The sequence below is a fragment of the Streptococcus pseudopneumoniae ATCC BAA-960 = CCUG 49455 genome, from assembly GCF_002087075.1.
GTDB classification, from domain to species: Bacteria; Bacillota; Bacilli; order Lactobacillales; family Streptococcaceae; genus Streptococcus; species Streptococcus pseudopneumoniae.
In genome coordinates this window covers 1-15,443 of the sequence record NZ_MWSM01000017.1, presented here as the reverse complement: position 1 = coordinate 15,443, position 15,443 = coordinate 1, and the positions used below count along the sequence as shown (strand labels likewise).

General features: G+C 40.4%; 9 protein-coding genes and 5 pseudogenes. 12 read left to right on the top strand and 2 right to left on the bottom strand.

Annotated elements, in window-relative coordinates; genetic code table 11:
- Nucleotides 1-45 precede the first annotated feature (45 nt).
- The 6 genes and pseudogenes from B4W83_RS12325 to pyrG form a co-directional block, all read left to right on the top strand.
- Nucleotides 46-150: pseudogene (locus B4W83_RS12325) on the top strand (IS5/IS1182 family transposase); the annotation flags it as partial.
- 9 nt (nt 151-159) lie between these two features.
- Nucleotides 160-282 (top strand): annotated as a pseudogene (locus B4W83_RS04305) (chromosome partitioning protein ParB); the annotation flags it as partial.
- Nucleotides 283-286: 4 nt separating this feature from the next.
- Nucleotides 287-736: pseudogene (locus B4W83_RS04300) on the top strand (GNAT family N-acetyltransferase).
- Between the two features lie 127 nt (nt 737-863).
- Nucleotides 864-1,448 carry a DNA-directed RNA polymerase subunit delta gene (rpoE, locus tag B4W83_RS04295; RefSeq protein ID WP_000418412.1) on the top strand — a complete coding sequence of 195 codons (585 nt, stop codon included), beginning with the start codon at nt 864-866 and terminating at the stop codon, nt 1,446-1,448.
- Between the two features lie 135 nt (nt 1,449-1,583).
- Nucleotides 1,584-1,709, top strand: coding sequence for a hypothetical protein (locus B4W83_RS13680; RefSeq protein WP_050315417.1), 126 nt, complete (start codon nt 1,584-1,586; stop codon nt 1,707-1,709).
- A gap of 128 nt (nt 1,710-1,837) precedes the next feature.
- Complete coding sequence (pyrG, locus tag B4W83_RS04285; RefSeq protein WP_000105243.1) at nt 1,838-3,445, top strand: CTP synthase; 1,608 nt, start codon at nt 1,838-1,840, stop codon at nt 3,443-3,445.
- 558 nt (nt 3,446-4,003) lie between these two features.
- Here the strand turns inward: pyrG and B4W83_RS04280 are convergent.
- Nucleotides 4,004-5,635 (bottom strand): annotated as a pseudogene (locus tag B4W83_RS04280) (Na/Pi cotransporter family protein).
- A gap of 297 nt (nt 5,636-5,932) precedes the next feature.
- Here B4W83_RS04280 and B4W83_RS04275 point away from each other — a divergent pair.
- The 5 genes from B4W83_RS04275 (at nt 5,933) to glnA (ending at nt 14,713) form a co-directional block, all read left to right on the top strand.
- Nucleotides 5,933-10,948: an endo-beta-N-acetylglucosaminidase gene (locus B4W83_RS04275; protein WP_079251603.1), complete on the top strand. Its 5,016-nt coding sequence runs from the start codon at nt 5,933-5,935 to the stop codon at nt 10,946-10,948.
- 89 nt (nt 10,949-11,037) lie between these two features.
- Nucleotides 11,038-12,234, top strand: coding sequence for a phosphoglycerate kinase (locus tag B4W83_RS04270; protein WP_001096743.1), 1,197 nt, complete (start codon nt 11,038-11,040; stop codon nt 12,232-12,234).
- A gap of 135 nt (nt 12,235-12,369) precedes the next feature.
- Entirely contained in the window at nt 12,370-12,897 is a 528-nt protein-coding gene (locus B4W83_RS04265; protein WP_000119899.1) for an FUSC family protein, read from the top strand.
- Between the two features lie 76 nt (nt 12,898-12,973).
- Entirely contained in the window at nt 12,974-13,330 is a 357-nt protein-coding gene (gene glnR, locus B4W83_RS04260) for a transcriptional repressor GlnR (RefSeq protein WP_000659547.1), read from the top strand.
- Between the two features lie 36 nt (nt 13,331-13,366).
- A complete protein-coding gene (gene glnA, locus B4W83_RS04255; protein ID WP_001122891.1) occupies nt 13,367-14,713 on the top strand; it encodes a type I glutamate--ammonia ligase in 1,347 nt (448 codons plus the stop codon).
- 95 nt (nt 14,714-14,808) lie between these two features.
- Here glnA and B4W83_RS04250 read toward each other — a convergent pair whose 3' ends face one another.
- Nucleotides 14,809-14,928 (bottom strand): glutamine synthetase, encoded by a 120-nt coding sequence (locus tag B4W83_RS04250; protein WP_079251602.1) that lies wholly within the window; start codon nt 14,926-14,928, stop codon nt 14,809-14,811.
- Here B4W83_RS04250 and B4W83_RS13325 point away from each other — a divergent pair.
- Nucleotides 14,893-15,050: pseudogene (locus B4W83_RS13325) on the top strand (cell envelope). The gene B4W83_RS04250 and the pseudogene B4W83_RS13325 overlap by 36 nt on opposite strands.
- The last annotated feature ends 393 nt before the right edge of the window (nt 15,051-15,443 follow it).

Below are 15,443 nucleotides of genomic sequence, written 5' to 3'. Positions count from 1 at the left end.
GACTGTCTTGATTGATTTGTCCTGTTCTTATTTCATCTCACTATGAAAACGTTTAAAATATTTTCAACAACCTATCGAAATCATCGTAAACGCTTCGGATTACGAATGAATTTGATTGTTGGTATTATCAATCATGAACTAGGATTCTAGTTTTGCAGGAAGTCTATTTACTCTGTTTTTGATTTAGAAGATCGTATCCTAGCTCAAGATGGGTATGAAGCAAAATGGTATAACTGGTGTGATGGTTTTAATCAAGCAGCAACTCTTTTGTTGAAAAGGTAGTGCATTGTGTCTTGTTCCTTATTATAAGGTCAATCATTGTGAGGAAGCTTTTGCTTGGTATCAGGATGTGAACTTGGTTTACCTCGTAGATGGGGTGAAGCTTCCTTACAGTCAAGCGACCTTGGAAGCCATGTATTTCTATTTGGATCGGCATGGTGAGCCTTTTTGGATTGAAGTCAAGGAGAAGGGAGAATGGTTTCCAATTGGGGATATTACACTATCTCAGGATAATCTCCCCATTGTGATTGGGAATTCCGCTTACCAACATCGAGGACTTGGAAAAAAGATTCTAAGTGCTTTGATTGAATTTGCTTGAGTAAAAGGATGGAAAGAATTGAGAGTTAAGGAAATCTACACCTACAATCATGCTTCTAGGAGGTGTTTCAAGTCGCTTGGATTTGTGGAAAATGGAGCAACAGAAAAAGGAAGGAGTTTTATATTGGAATTAGTCTAATCCTGCCACTTTCTCCCCCTTAACCTTTGACTATTCCGCAAAATTATCGTAAAATAAAGAGTAAATGATAAAATGAGGTCAGAGTCTGTTTGCTCTGGCGATAGTAGTATAAATGAGGAGAAACGCTTTGGAATTAGAAGTATTTGCTGGGCAAGAAAAAAGTGAACTATCTATGATTGAGGTAGCGCGTGCTATCTTGGAACTTCGTGGTCGCGATCATGAGATGCATTTTAGCGATCTTGTAAATGAAATTCAAAACTACCTTGGAACATCAAACAGCGATATCCGCGAAGCTTTGCCTTTGTTCTACACAGAGTTGAACTTTGACGGTAGCTTCATCTCACTTGGGGACAACAAATGGGGTCTTCGTTCATGGTATGGTGTGGACGAAATCGACGAAGAAATCATCGCTCTTGAAGAAAATGACGACGATGAAGTAGCACCAAAAGCTAAGAAAAAACGTGTCAATGCCTTTATGGATGGTGATTCAGATGCCATTGACTACAATGCAGATGATCCAGAAGACGAAGATGCATACGAAGCAGATTCAGCTCTTTCATACGATGATGAAAATCCAGATGATGAAAAAAATGAAGTGGAAGCTTATGATGCAGAAATCAACGAAATCGCTCCAGATGACTTGGGAGAAGATGTGGATCTCAACGAAGACGACGAGTTTTCAGATGATGATGCTGAAATCATCGAGGAATAAAAGTTAGCTATTGACAATTATCCTATTTTTAGGTATCATATTGTTCGGGCACCTCTTTTAGAGGTCGGAGCTCCCTAGTTCTTAGGGAGCTATTTTTGTTTTTACAAGAAGTTATCTTCTTGTATTTTATACTCAATGAAAATCAAAGAGCAAACTAGGAAACTAGCCGTAGGCTGCTCAAAACACTGTTTTGAGGTTGTAGATAAGACTGACAAAGTCAGGAACACATATCTACGGCAAGGCGACGTTGACGCGGTTTGAAGAGATTTTCGAAGAGTATTAGTTGTGAATCTGGTGCAGTCGTCCCAGATTATTCTTATTAGTAGGGTCTTGTTTTCTATGTCCCCACGTAGTTAGCAAGACCTTGAGCACTTTAGAAAGAGGAATCTATGTCTACGAAATATATTTTTGTAACTGGTGGTGTGGTATCGTCTATTGGGAAAGGGATTGTGGCAGCGAGTCTGGGCCGTCTCTTGAAAAATCGTGGTCTTAAAGTAACCATTCAAAAATTTGACCCTTATATCAATATTGATCCAGGAACTATGAGTCCTTACCAGCACGGGGAAGTTTTTGTGACAGATGACGGAGCTGAGACAGATTTGGACTTGGGTCACTATGAACGTTTCATCGATATCAATCTCAACAAATATTCCAACGTGACAACTGGTAAAATTTACAGTGAAGTTCTTCGTAAGGAACGTCGTGGAGAATACCTTGGGGCAACTGTTCAGGTTATTCCTCATATCACAGATGCTTTAAAAGAAAAAATCAAGCGTGCCGCTCTAACGACCGACTCTGATGTCATTATCACAGAGGTTGGTGGAACTGTTGGAGATATCGAGTCCTTGCCATTCCTAGAGGCCCTTCGTCAGATGAAGGCGGATGTGGGTGCGGATAATGTTATGTACATCCATACAACCTTGCTTCCTTACCTCAAGGCCGCTGGTGAAATGAAGACCAAACCAACTCAGCACTCTGTAAAAGAATTGCGTGGATTGGGAATCCAACCAAATATGTTGGTGATTCGTACAGAAGAGCCAGCTGGTCAAGGAATTAAAAATAAACTGGCCCAGTTCTGTGATGTGGCACCAGAAGCCGTTATCGAATCGTTGGATGTCGAACATCTTTACCAAATTCCACTGAACTTGCAGGCACAAGGTATGGACCAAATTGTCTGTGACCATTTGAAATTAGACGCACCAGCAGCGGATATGACAGAATGGTCAGCCATGGTGGACAAGGTCATGAACCTCAAGAAACAAGTTAAGATTTCCCTTGTTGGTAAGTATGTGGAGTTGCAAGATGCCTATATCTCAGTGGTCGAAGCCTTGAAACACTCTGGCTATGTCAATGATGTAGAAGTTAAAATCAATTGGGTCAATGCCAATGATGTGACAGCAGAGAATGTAGCAGAACTCTTGTCTGATGCGGACGGGATCATCGTACCAGGTGGTTTTGGTCAACGTGGTACAGAAGGGAAAATCCAAGCCATCCGCTATGCGCGTGAAAATGATGTTCCAATGTTGGGAGTCTGCTTGGGAATGCAGTTGACATGTATCGAATTTGCTCGTCACGTTTTAGGACTCGAAGGTGCCAATTCTGCAGAGCTTGCACCAGAAACAAAATACCCTATCATTGATATCATGCGTGATCAGATTGATGTTGAGGATATGGGGGGAACCCTTCGCTTGGGGCTTTATCCGTCTAAGTTGAAACGTGGCTCTAAGGCAGCAGCTGCTTATCATAATCAAGAAGTGGTGCAACGCCGTCACCGTCACCGTTATGAGTTTAATAATGCCTTCCGTGAGCAGTTTGAGGCAGCAGGTTTTGTCTTTTCAGGAGTTTCTCCAGACAATCGTTTGGTAGAAATCGTGGAAATTCCTGAAAATAAATTCTTTGTAGCTTGTCAGTATCACCCTGAACTGTCAAGCCGTCCAAACCGACCAGAAGAACTCTACACTGCCTTTGTTACTGCAGCGGTTGAGAACAGCAATTAGCAAAATCAGAACCTTTGAGAAAAATCTCAGAGGTTTTTTGCATACGATGATATTGCAGTATATCTGAGGTAGGAGTCCTCTGTATGTACCTGCTACCGTTGAAATCAATAGCGACTCCCTCTTGCCCTGTGCTAGTGAATGGATTTTTCAGTATATTGAAATGAAATAAAATTTGAACAAATTAATTCGGAAAGCCAAATCAATTTCTAGCAAAGTTTTAGGAACTGGATTGTATAGTGAATTGAAATAAGATGTGAACAACTCTATCAGGAAAGTCAAATTAATTTATAGAAATATTTTAGCAGTCAAGATGTACTGTTATAGATTCAATATACTATACTTTTTTAATTTAATCCACTATAATAAAATGAAATAATAACAGGATAAATCGTTCAGGACAGTCAAATCGATTTCTAACAATGTTTTAGAAATAGAGGTGTACTATTCTAGTTTCAATATACTATATATCTGCAGAATACTCTTTCAGTTTCATTCAGCCTAGTCTTGCTTAGGAAAAAGCAAAAAGCCATCCAATTATGATGGATAGCTTCTTGGTTCTTAGATTTGTTCTGCAAAAACCTTTTCAGCAAGGTTCATAGCGTGGTCTGATACACGAGTGTAGTGTGAGATGATGTCTATAAAGTTGACCCCAGCTTGTGTTGAACATTCGCCCTTGTTGAGGCGTTTGATGTGGGTTTTTCTGAGAACACGTTCTATCTTATTGATTGCTTCATGACGTTCTACAAGACTGCGTGCTTTTTCAATATCATTGTTTTCCACACTATCCAGAGCATCTTTGATAAAGTCACTAGTTTGACGATAAACTTCCTCTAATTCTTTCAAGGCGGCATCAGAAAATTCAACATTTTTACGTTGAAGATAGTCAGTCAGATTGAGTAGAGCCTCCGCGTGGTCTCCAATCCGTTCCAAATCACGGGAGGAATCAAGGATATTGGTGAGCACTTCGCTTTCTTTTTGACTGAGAGCTTCGCTTGAAAGGGCAATGAGATAACGTGTTAATTGCTCATCGATGGTGTTAATGGCTTCTTCGGTTTTATGCCCTTTTTCAGCAACTTTTTCATCCAAGTCAATGATATACTTATAGGAAAGGTCAAAGGCTTTGGCAGCGTAGTTTCCTAAATGCAAGAGCTCTTTCTTAGCATTTCCGAGAGCGATAGATGGGGCTTGTTTGATGAAATGCTCATCAAGATATAAGGGTTCATATTTGACAACCTCGTCCTCTCCAGGAATAATCTTGGTTACAAAGTAAGCCAGAGCTCCGATAAATGGAAATTGGACAATGGTATTGGTAATATTAAAGGTTCCGTGAGCAAAGGCGATGGTCATTTCTGGTGCTAGATTTAGCGTAGCTTCAAACCAATGAATCAGGGCTGTAAAAGGAACTAGAAAAATAACGCAGACGACTGTTCCGATAACGTTGAAGGCAACATGAGCTCCTGCTACCCGTTTAGCTGCAATATTAGCACCTAAAGAGGCAATGATGGCTGTAATGGTTGTCCCGATATTGTCACCAAATAGAACTGGCAAAGCTCCTTGCAGGTCAATGAGATTGCTGGCGTAGAGGTTTTGTAAAATCCCGATGGTAGCCGAGGAAGCTTGAATCAGTAAGGTCAAGCCGGTACCGACAAAGACACCCAAAACAGGATTCTTACTTAGCTCAATCATATAGTCCTTAAAGACCTGTAAATCCTTGAGTGGAGCCATTGCACCGCTCATAAGATTGAGGGCAAAAAAGATACCACCGACACCAAAGAGGATGCGTCCGATATTATTGACTGTCCGATTTTTCGTAAAAAAGAGACAGACAGCACCGATAAAGAGCATAGGTAGGGCATAGTCACCTAGTTTAAACCCAATAAGAAAGGATGTGACTGTTGTCCCGATATTAGCCCCCATGACAATTCCGATAGCCTGACGTAAGGTTAGGAGACCGGCACTGACCAGGCCGACTGTGATAACTGTTACACCAGAACTAGACTGAATTAGAGCAGTCATCCCAATACCAACCAGAACTCAAAAGAAAGGATTACTAGTATATTTGTCAATGTAAAAACGAAGGCGATCTCCAGCAGCTTGTTGTAAACCGTCTCCCATGGTCTTGATACTATATAAGAATAGCCCCAGACCACCTAAAAAGTGAAATAAAATTTCCTGCCAATTAATGGACATTTCTTTTTCCTCCGAAAAATAATCGCGGAATATCTCCTATTCTATTTTAAAGGATAAAAGTAAATCTAACAAGTGTTAATGTCAAGTTTGTAAAAGAAAATTATAATTGATAAGTGTATTATTTTTAAGAGTTTTTAACCTTATTTTAGATTTGTGAAAACAGCTATTGTTTTTTGTCAAAAAATGCTTTAGGATAAAAATGTGATTATCTTGGTCCCTGTGATTGGGATAAAAATTTTATAAAGAAAGTTAAGCGCTTTCTTTTGTGCAACAAAATCAATTTTTTAGGAGGAGAAAATGAAGAATTCATTTTTTGAAAGACGTTGTCGTTACAGTATTAGTAAGTTATCAGTAGGAGCCTGCTCGCTGATGATTGGTGCTGTTTTATTTGCTAGTCCAGCCTTGGCTGAAGAAACTGCAGTTCCTGAAAATAGCGGAGCTAATACAGAGCTTGTTTCAGGAGAGAGTGAGCATTCGACCAATGAAGCTGATAAGCAGAATGAAGGGGAACATGCTAGAGAAAACAAGCTAGAAAAGGCAGAAGGAGTAGCGATAGCATCTGAAACTGCTTCGCCAGCAAGCAATGAAGCTGCAACTACTGAAACTGCAGAAGCAGCTAGCGCAGCTAAACCAGAGGAAAAAGCAAGTGAGGTGGTTGCAGAAACACCATCTGCAGAAGCAAAACCTAAGTCTGACAAGGAAACAGAAGCAAAGCCCGAAGCAACTAACCAAGGGGATGAGTCTAAGCCAGCAGCCGAAGCTAATAAGACTGAAAAAGAAGTCCAGCCAGATGTCCCTAAAAATACAGAAAAAACATTAAAACCAAAGGAAATCAAATTTAATTCTTGGGAAGAATTGTTAAAATGGGAACCAGGTGCTCGTGAAGATGATGCTATTAACCGCGGATCTGTTGTCCTCGCTTCACGTCGGACAGGTCATTTAGTCAATGAAAAAGCTAGCAAGGAAGCAAAAGTTCAAGCCTTATCAAACACCAATTCTAAAGCAAAAGACCATGCTTCTGTTGGTGGAGAAGAGTTCAAGGCCTATGCTTTTGACTATTGGCAATATCTAGATTCAATGGTCTTCTGGGAAGGTCTCGTACCAACTCCTGACGTTATTGATGCAGGTCACCGTAACGGGGTTCCTGTATATGGTACACTCTTCTTCAACTGGTCTAATAGTATTGCTGATCAAGAAAAATTCGCTGAAGCTTTGAAGCAAGACGCAGATGGTAGCTTCCCAATTGCCCGTAAATTGGTAGATATGGCCAAGTATTATGGCTATGATGGCTATTTCATTAACCAAGAAACAACTGGGGATTTGGTTGAACCTCTTGGAGAAAAGATGCGCCAGTTTATGCTCTATACCAAGGAGTATGCTGCTAAGGTAAACCATCCAATCAAGTATTCTTGGTACGATGCCATGACTTATAACTATGGACGTTACCACCAAGATGGTTTAGGAGAATACAACTATCAGTTTATGCAAAAAGAGGGGGACAAGGTACCCGCTGATCACTTCTTTGCTAACTTTAACTGGACCAAAGAGAAGAATGATTACTCTGTAGCTATGGCCAAATGGCTAGAGCGTAGCCAGTACGATGTCTTTGCAGGATTGGAATTGCAACAGGGTGGTTCTTATAAGACTAAAGTGAAATGGGATGCCCTTTTAGATGAAAATGGCAAACTTCGCTTGTCACTTGGTCTCTTTGCGCCAGATACTATTACAAGTCTTGGCAAGACAGGCGAAGACTATCATAAGAATGAAAATATCTTCTTCACTGGTTACCAAGGCGATCCAACTGGTCAAAAACCAGATGACAAGGACTGGTACGGGATTGCCAACCTAGTTGCGGACCGCACGCCAGCAGTAGGTCATACTTTTACCACTTCTTTTAATACAGGTCATGGTAGAAAATGGTTCGTAGATGGTAAGGTTTCTAAGGATTCTGAGTGGAATTACCGTTCAGTTTCAGGTGTTCTTCCAACATGGCGCTGGTGGCAAAAATCAACTGGTGATAAGTTGAAAGCAAGCTATGATTTTGAAGATGCTTATAATGGTGGAACTTCTCTTAAATTTGCAGGGGATCTTTCAGGTGCGACCAAGCAAGATGTGAATTTGTACTCTACTCGCTTGAAGGTGACAGATACAACCAAATTGCATGTTGCCCACAAAGGAGGCAAAGGGACCAAGGTTTATGTAGAATTTGCAACCAAGAAAGATTATACCTATGGTGATGAAGCTGCCCGTAAAGAATTGACAGTTTCAGATAACTGGACTACCGATGATTTTGATTTGAGTGCCTTGGCAGGTAAAACAATTTACGGTATTAAACTCTATTTTGAAAATGACAAAGACTTAAAAGGTTATCAATTTAACCTGGGGCAATTGACCATCAGCAATAATCAAGATGCTCCTCAGGCACCAACCACAGTAGCTGTAGCCAAACAAGTCCTTAAAAATGCCCAAGAAGCGGAAGCAGTTGTACAATTTACTGGTCATAAAGATGCTGATTTCTATGAAGTCTATGAAAAGGATGGCGATGCTTGGCGCCTATTGACAGGTTCATCTGCAACTACGATCTACCTACCAAAAGTTAGCCGCTCAGCTAGTGCGACTGGTACTAGTCAGGAGTTGAAGGTTGTTGCAGTTGGTAAGAATGGCCTTCGTTCTGAAGCAGCAACTACAAACTTTGAGTGGGGGATGACTGTCCAAGACACAAGTCTTCCAAGACCTCTAGCAGAAAACATCGTTCCAGGGGCTACTGTTATCGGAAGTACCTTCCCAGATACAGAAGGTGGAGAAGGTATCGAAGGTATGTTGAATGGGACCATCACCAGTCTATCTGACAAATGGTCTTCTTCTCAATTAAGTGGTAGCGTTGATATTCGTTTGACACAACCACGCCGTGTTGTGAGATGGGTCATGGATCATGCTGGAGCTGGTGGAGAATCTGTCAACGATGGTTTGATGAACACCAAAGACTTTGACCTCTATTATAAAGATGCGGATGGTCAATGGAAGTTGGCTAAGGAAGTCCGTGGCAATAAAGCTCATGTTACAGATATTACCCTTGATAAACCTATCACAGCTCAAGATTGGCGCTTAAATGTTGTCACTTCTGACAATGGAACTCCATGGAAGGCTATTCGTATCTATAACTGGAAAATGTATGAAAAGCTTGATACTGAGAGTGTCAATATTCCGATGGCCAAGGCTGCAGCCCGTTCTCTAGGCAATAACAAGGTACAGGTTGGTTTTGCGGATGTACCAGCTGGAGCAACCATTACCGTTTATGACAATCCAAATTCTCAAACTCCGCTTGCAACCTTGAAGAGCGAAGTTGGAGGAGACCTAGCAAGTGCACCATTGGATTTGACAAATCAATCTGGTCTTCTGTACTATCGTACCCAGTTTCCAGGCAAGGAAATTAGTAATGTCCTAGCAGTTTCCGTTCCAAAAGATGACAGAAAAATCAAGTCAGTCAGCCTAGAGACAGGACCTAAGAAAACAAGCTACGCCGAAGGGGAGGATTTGGACCTTAGAGGTGGTGTTCTTCGAGTTCAGTATGAAGGGGGAGCTGAGGACGAACTCATTCGCCTAACTCACGCAGGTGTATCAGTATCAGGATTTGACACGCATCATAAGGGAGAACAAAATCTTACTCTCCAATACTTGGGACAACCAGTAAATGCGAATTTGTCAGTGACTGTTACTAGTCAAGATGAAGCAAGTCCGAAAACTATTTTGAGAATTGAAGTAAGTCAGGAACCGAAAAAAGATTACCTAGTTGGTGATAGCTTAGACTTGTCTGAAGGACGCTTTGCAGTGGCTTATAGCAATGACACCATGGAAGAACATTCCTTTACTGATGAGGGAGTTGAAATTTCTGGTTACGATGCTCAAAAGACTGGTCGTCAAACCTTGACGCTTCGTTACCAAGGTCATAAAGTCAACTTTGATGTTTTGGTATCTCCAAAAGCAGCATTGAACGATGAGTACCTTAAACAAAAATTAGCAGAAGTTGAAGTGGCTAAGAACAAGGTGGTCTATAACTTTGCTTCACCAGAAGTAAAAGAAGCCTTCTTGAAAGCAATTGAAGCGGCCGAACAAGTGTTGAAAGACCATGAAACTAGCACCCAAGATCAGGTTAATGACCGACTTAATAAATTGACAGAAGCTCATAAAGCTCTGAATGGTCAAGAGAAATTTAAGGAAGAAAAGACAGAACTCGATCGCTTAACAGGTGAGGCTCAAGAACTCTTGGCTGCCAAACCAAACCATCCTTCAGGTTCTGCCCTAGCTCCGCTTCTTGAAAAGAACAAGGCCTTGGTTGAAAAAGTAGATTTGAGTTCAGAAGAGCTTGCAACAGCGAAACAGAGTTTGAAAGATCTGGTTGCTTTATTGAAAGAAGACAAGCCAGCAGTCTTTTCTGATAGTAAAACAGGTGTTGAAGTACACTTCTCAAATAAAGAGAAGACTGTCATCAAGGGCTTGAAAGTAGAGCGTGTTCAAGCAAGTGCTGAAGAGAAAAAATACTTTGCTGGAGAAGATGCTCATGTCTTTGAAATAGAAGGTCTCGATGAAAAAGGTCAAGACGTTGATCTCTCTTACGCTTCTATTGTGAAAATTCCAATTGAAAAAGATAAGAAAGTGAAGAGAGTATTTTTCTTACCTGAAGGCAAAGAGGCAGTAGAATTGGCTTTTGAACAAACGGATAGTCATGTTATCTTTACAGCACCACACTTTACTCATTATGCCTTTGTTTATGAATCTGCTGAGAAACCACGAGTAGAATCTAATGGTGCAAATGACCTTGTTACTATCTCAACTAAACCAGAACAACAAAACACAGTCCTTCCAAAAACTACTAATCAACCGGCTTCTGATCAACAAAAGGCTCCTAAATTGGAAGTTCAAGAGGAAAAGGTTTCCTTTGACCGTCAAGAGCATGAAAATGCTGATATGCTAGTTGGGGAACAACGAGTCATCATACAGGGACGAGATGGTCTGTTGAGACATGTCTTTGAAGTTGATGAAAACGGTCAGCGTCGTCTTCGTTCAACAGAAGTCATCCAAGAGGCGATTCCAGAAATTGTTGAAATTGGAACAAAAGTAAAAACTGAACCAGCAGTAGCGCCTACACAAGAAAAAACAGTGCAAAATACAGCAATTAAATCAGAAGAAGCAAGCAAACAATTGCCAAATACAGGAACTGCTGATGCCAATGAAGCCCTAATAGCAGGATTGGCAAGCCTTGGTCTTGCTAGTTTAGCCTTGACATTGAAACAGAAAAAAGAAGATGAAGATTAAATATCGAAAAATCTTGTGAAATCTTTCCTTATATTTCCAAAGTGTGATATAATAGTTTCGAATAAAATAATTAAAGGGGTTTTTGTAACATGGCAAAACTTACTGTTAAAGACGTTGACTTGAAAGGTAAAAAAGTCCTCGTTCGTGTTGACTTCAACGTACCATTGAAAGATGGCGTAATCACTAACGACAACCGTATCACAGCAGCTCTTCCAACTATTAAGTACATCATCGAACAAGGTGGACGTGCAATTCTTTTCTCTCACCTTGGACGTGTGAAAGAAGAAGCTGATAAAGCTGGTAAATCACTTGCTCCTGTAGCAGCTGACTTGGCAGCAAAACTTGGTCAAGATGTTGTTTTCCCAGGTGTCACTCGTGGTGCTGAATTGGAAGCGGCAATCAACGCTCTTGAAGATGGACAAGTTCTCTTGGTTGAAAACACTCGTTACGAAGATGTTGACGGCAAGAAAGAATCTAAAAACGATCCTGAACTTGGTAAATACTGGGCATCACTTGGAGATGGTATCTTCGTAAACGATGCATTCGGTACAGCTCACCGTGCACACGCATCTAACGTTGGTATCTCAGCAAACGTTGAAAAAGCAGTTGCTGGTTTCCTTCTTGAAAACGAAATTGCCTACATCCAAGAAGCAGTTGAAACTCCAGAACGTCCATTCGTGGCTATCCTTGGTGGTTCAAAAGTTTCAGACAAGATCGGTGTTATCGAAAACTTGCTTGAAAAAGCTGATAAAGTCCTTATCGGTGGTGGGATGACTTACACATTCTACAAAGCACAAGGTATCGAAATCGGTAACTCACTTGTAGAAGAAGACAAATTGGATGTTGCGAAAGCTCTTCTTGAAAAAGCAAATGGTAAATTGATCTTGCCAGTTGACTCAAAAGAAGCTAACGCATTTGCTGGTTACACTGAAGTGCGTGACACTGAAGGTGAAGCAGTTTCTGAAGGCTTCCTTGGTCTTGACATCGGTCCAAAATCTATCGCCAAATTTGACGAAGCTTTGACTGGTGCCAAAACAGTTGTATGGAACGGACCTATGGGTGTATTTGAAAACCCAGATTTCCAAGCTGGTACAATCGGTGTGATGGACGCTATCGTGAAACAACCAGGAGTTAAATCAATCATCGGTGGTGGTGACTCAGCTGCCGCAGCGATTAACCTTGGCCGTGCAGACAAGTTCTCATGGATTAGTACGGGTGGTGGAGCATCAATGGAACTTCTTGAAGGTAAGGTTCTTCCAGGACTTGCAGCCTTGACAGAAAAATAAGATTTTATAAACAAATCAAAGAAGAGAGGGATGAAAGTTCCTCTTTTCTTTTGCTTAAAATAAAAACGCTTCCTCTCAACTATTACTCATAAAAATCACCGATTTATGATAAAATGGAAATAGAAAGTTGAGATTATGAGTTATTTTAAAAAATATAAATTCGATAAATCCCAGTTCAAACTTGGTATGCGAACCTTTAAAACAGGTATTGCTGTTTTTCTAGTTCTCTTGATTTTTGGCTTTTTTGGCTGGAAAGGTCTTCAAATTGGTGCTTTGACAGCCGTTTTTAGCCTGAGGGAGAGTTTTGATGAGAGTGTTCATTTTGGGACTTCGCGTATTCTAGGAAATAGTATCGGTGGACTCTATGCCTTGGTCTTTTTCTTATTAAATACCTTTTTCCACGAAGCCTTTTGGGTGACCTTGGTAGTTGTTCCAATCTGCACCATGTTAACCATTATGACAAATGTAGCTATGAATAACAAAGCAGGGGTTATTGGTGGTGTAGCAGCTATGTTAATCATTACCCTATCGATTCCGAGCGGCGAAACAATTTTGTACGTATTTGCGCGTGTATCAGAAACGTTCATGGGAGTTTTTGTCGCAATTCTCGTAAATTACGATATTGATCGTATTCGGCTCCTTTTAGAGAAAAAAGAAAAATGATGTTACATTTTATAACATTATCAATTGACGTTTGTCTTTTTTTAGACTATAATAGACAGAAAGAAGGAAATTGTAAATGAAGGAAAAAGAATTTCGCCGAAATATGGCTGTTTTTCCTATCGGCAGTGTTATGAAGTTGACCGATCTATCGGCGCGTCAGATTCGTTATTATGAAGATCAAGAGTTGATCAAACCTGATCGAAACGAAGGGAACCGTCGCATGTATTCCTTGAATGACATGGATCGTCTGCTTGAAATCAAAGATTATATCTCTGAAGGTTATAATATCGCTGCCATTAAGAAAAAATATGCTGAACGTGAAGCGAAATCCAAGAAAGCGGTGAGTCAGACTGAGGTGCGCCGTGCACTTCACAATGAACTCCTCCAACAGGGTCGCTTTGCTTCGGTGCAATCACCTTTTGGTCGCGGTTAAGCAACCGCAAGTAGTCATACATTAAGGAGAAAACTCATGCCAATCACAGCTGCAGATATTCGTCGTGAAGTCAAGGAAAAAAATGTTACCTTTATCCGTCTCATGTTCTCAGATATTTTGGGAACCATGAAAAACGTCGAAATTCCTGCTACAGATGAACAGTTAGATAAAGTCTTGTCAAACAAGGCTATGTTTGATGGATCTTCTATTGAAGGTTTTGTACGTATCAATGAGTCAGATATGTACTTGTACCCTGACTTGGATACATGGACAGTCTTCCCTTGGGGAGATGAAAATGGAAGTGTTGCAGGTTTGATCTGTGATGTCTATACAACAGAAGGTGAACCATTTGCGGGGGACCCTCGTGGCAATTTGAAACGTGCTCTTCGTCACATGGAAGAAGTTGGATTCAAATCCTTCAACCTTGGACCAGAGCCAGAATTTTTCCTATTTAAACTCGATGAAAATGGGGATCCAACACTTGAAGTGAATGACAAGGGTGGCTACTTTGATTTGGCGCCTACTGACCTTGCGGACAACACACGTCGTGAGATTGTGAATGTCTTGACCCAAATGGGATTTGAAGTAGAAGCCAGTCACCACGAGGTTGCGGTTGGACAGCATGAGATTGACTTTAAGTATGATGAAGTTCTCCGTGCTTGTGATAAGATTCAAATCTTTAAACTTGTTGTTAAAACCATTGCTCGCAAACATGGCCTTTACGCAACCTTTATGGCCAAACCAAAATTTGGTATTGCTGGATCAGGTATGCACTGTAATATGTCCTTGTTTGATGCAGAAGGAAATAATGCCTTCTTTGATCCAAATGATCCAAAAGGAATGCAGTTGTCAGAAACGGCCTACCATTTCCTTGGCGGTTTGATCAAGCATGCCTACAACTATACTGCTATCATGAACCCAACGGTTAACTCATACAAACGTTTGGTTCCAGGTTATGAAGCCCCTGTTTACATTGCTTGGGCTGGTCGTAACCGTTCGCCACTTGTACGCGTGCCTGCTTCACGTGCTATGGGAACTCGTCTTGAGTTGCGTTCAGTTGATCCAATGGCAAACCCATATATCGCTATGACAGTTCTTTTGGAAGTTGGTTTGCATGGTATTGAAAATAAAATCGAAGCACCAGCTCCTATCGAAGAAAATATCTACATCATGACAGCAGAAGAGCGCAAGGAAGCTGGTATTACAGACCTTCCATCAACCCTTCACAACGCTTTGAAAGCTTTGACAGAAGATGAGGTTGTCAGAGCAGCTCTTGGAGAACATATCTATACTAGTTTCCTTGAAGCCAAGCGAATCGAATGGGCAAGCTATGCAACCTTCGTTTCACAATGGGAAATTGATAATTATTTAGACCTTTACTAATACTAATATATAAGAAAGATTGCCTGAGGGTAAACAGTCACACAGCAGTCTAAGCCATCAAATACCTATAACCCTTAAAATAGCGATTTCGGTCGCTATTTATTTTTCGAAAAATCCTCTTGACTCTTTTGCGAATTAGATTTATCATTAGACGTGTAGAAGAAAATCAAGGAGTCACTATGGAAAAATTCAATTTCAAAAACAATATCGGGCAAGAAAACACATTGCTTCAAATCGAAATCTACAAGTTTACTAATTTACTAACTTTTGCAAGCTTCAAAATTACACATCTGTAAATATTTTTTCGAAAGATATATTTGAAGCCATAGTAAATTGAGACTAGAATAGTACACTACATCTGCTAAAAAATTTCTAGAAATTAATTTAACTTTCCTAATCGATTTGTTTACATCTTATTTCAATCTACTATATTATCTCAATAAATGATGATGGAGACTGTTTTGTTTGTGCTTGTCGATTTTTGAATCCTGATCGAGCGGAAGAATATTTCTACCGAGGTTGCCAAGGGGAAAATCCTGAAGATATTGAATTTTATGATGAACAATTACAGGCAGAAAAGGTGGAGGTTTTAAGTATTCGATTGGAAGTAAAAAATTGAATTATCTATAATCTCATCAACAATAAACCTATTTCAACCCCATTATCTATAGGCGTATTTTTACGCCTTTTTATATACTTGAAGCACATAAGAAACATTATGGGAAGTTTG

Excerpts from the sequence above, each read along its gene's own strand:
- B4W83_RS13680 (WP_050315417.1), top strand. The coding sequence starts at position 1,584 with ATGAAAATCAAAGAGCAAACTAGGAAACTAGCCGTAGGCTGCTCAAAA.
- glnA (WP_001122891.1), top strand. The coding sequence starts at position 13,367 with ATGCCAATCACAGCTGCAGATATTCGTCGTGAAGTCAAGGAAAAAAAT.
- B4W83_RS04275 (WP_079251603.1), top strand. The coding sequence starts at position 5,933 with ATGAAGAATTCATTTTTTGAAAGACGTTGTCGTTACAGTATTAGTAAG.
- glnR (WP_000659547.1), top strand. The coding sequence starts at position 12,974 with ATGAAGGAAAAAGAATTTCGCCGAAATATGGCTGTTTTTCCTATCGGC.
- B4W83_RS04265 (WP_000119899.1), top strand. The coding sequence starts at position 12,370 with ATGAGTTATTTTAAAAAATATAAATTCGATAAATCCCAGTTCAAACTT.
- pyrG (WP_000105243.1), top strand. The coding sequence starts at position 1,838 with ATGTCTACGAAATATATTTTTGTAACTGGTGGTGTGGTATCGTCTATT.
- B4W83_RS04270 (WP_001096743.1), top strand. The coding sequence starts at position 11,038 with ATGGCAAAACTTACTGTTAAAGACGTTGACTTGAAAGGTAAAAAAGTC.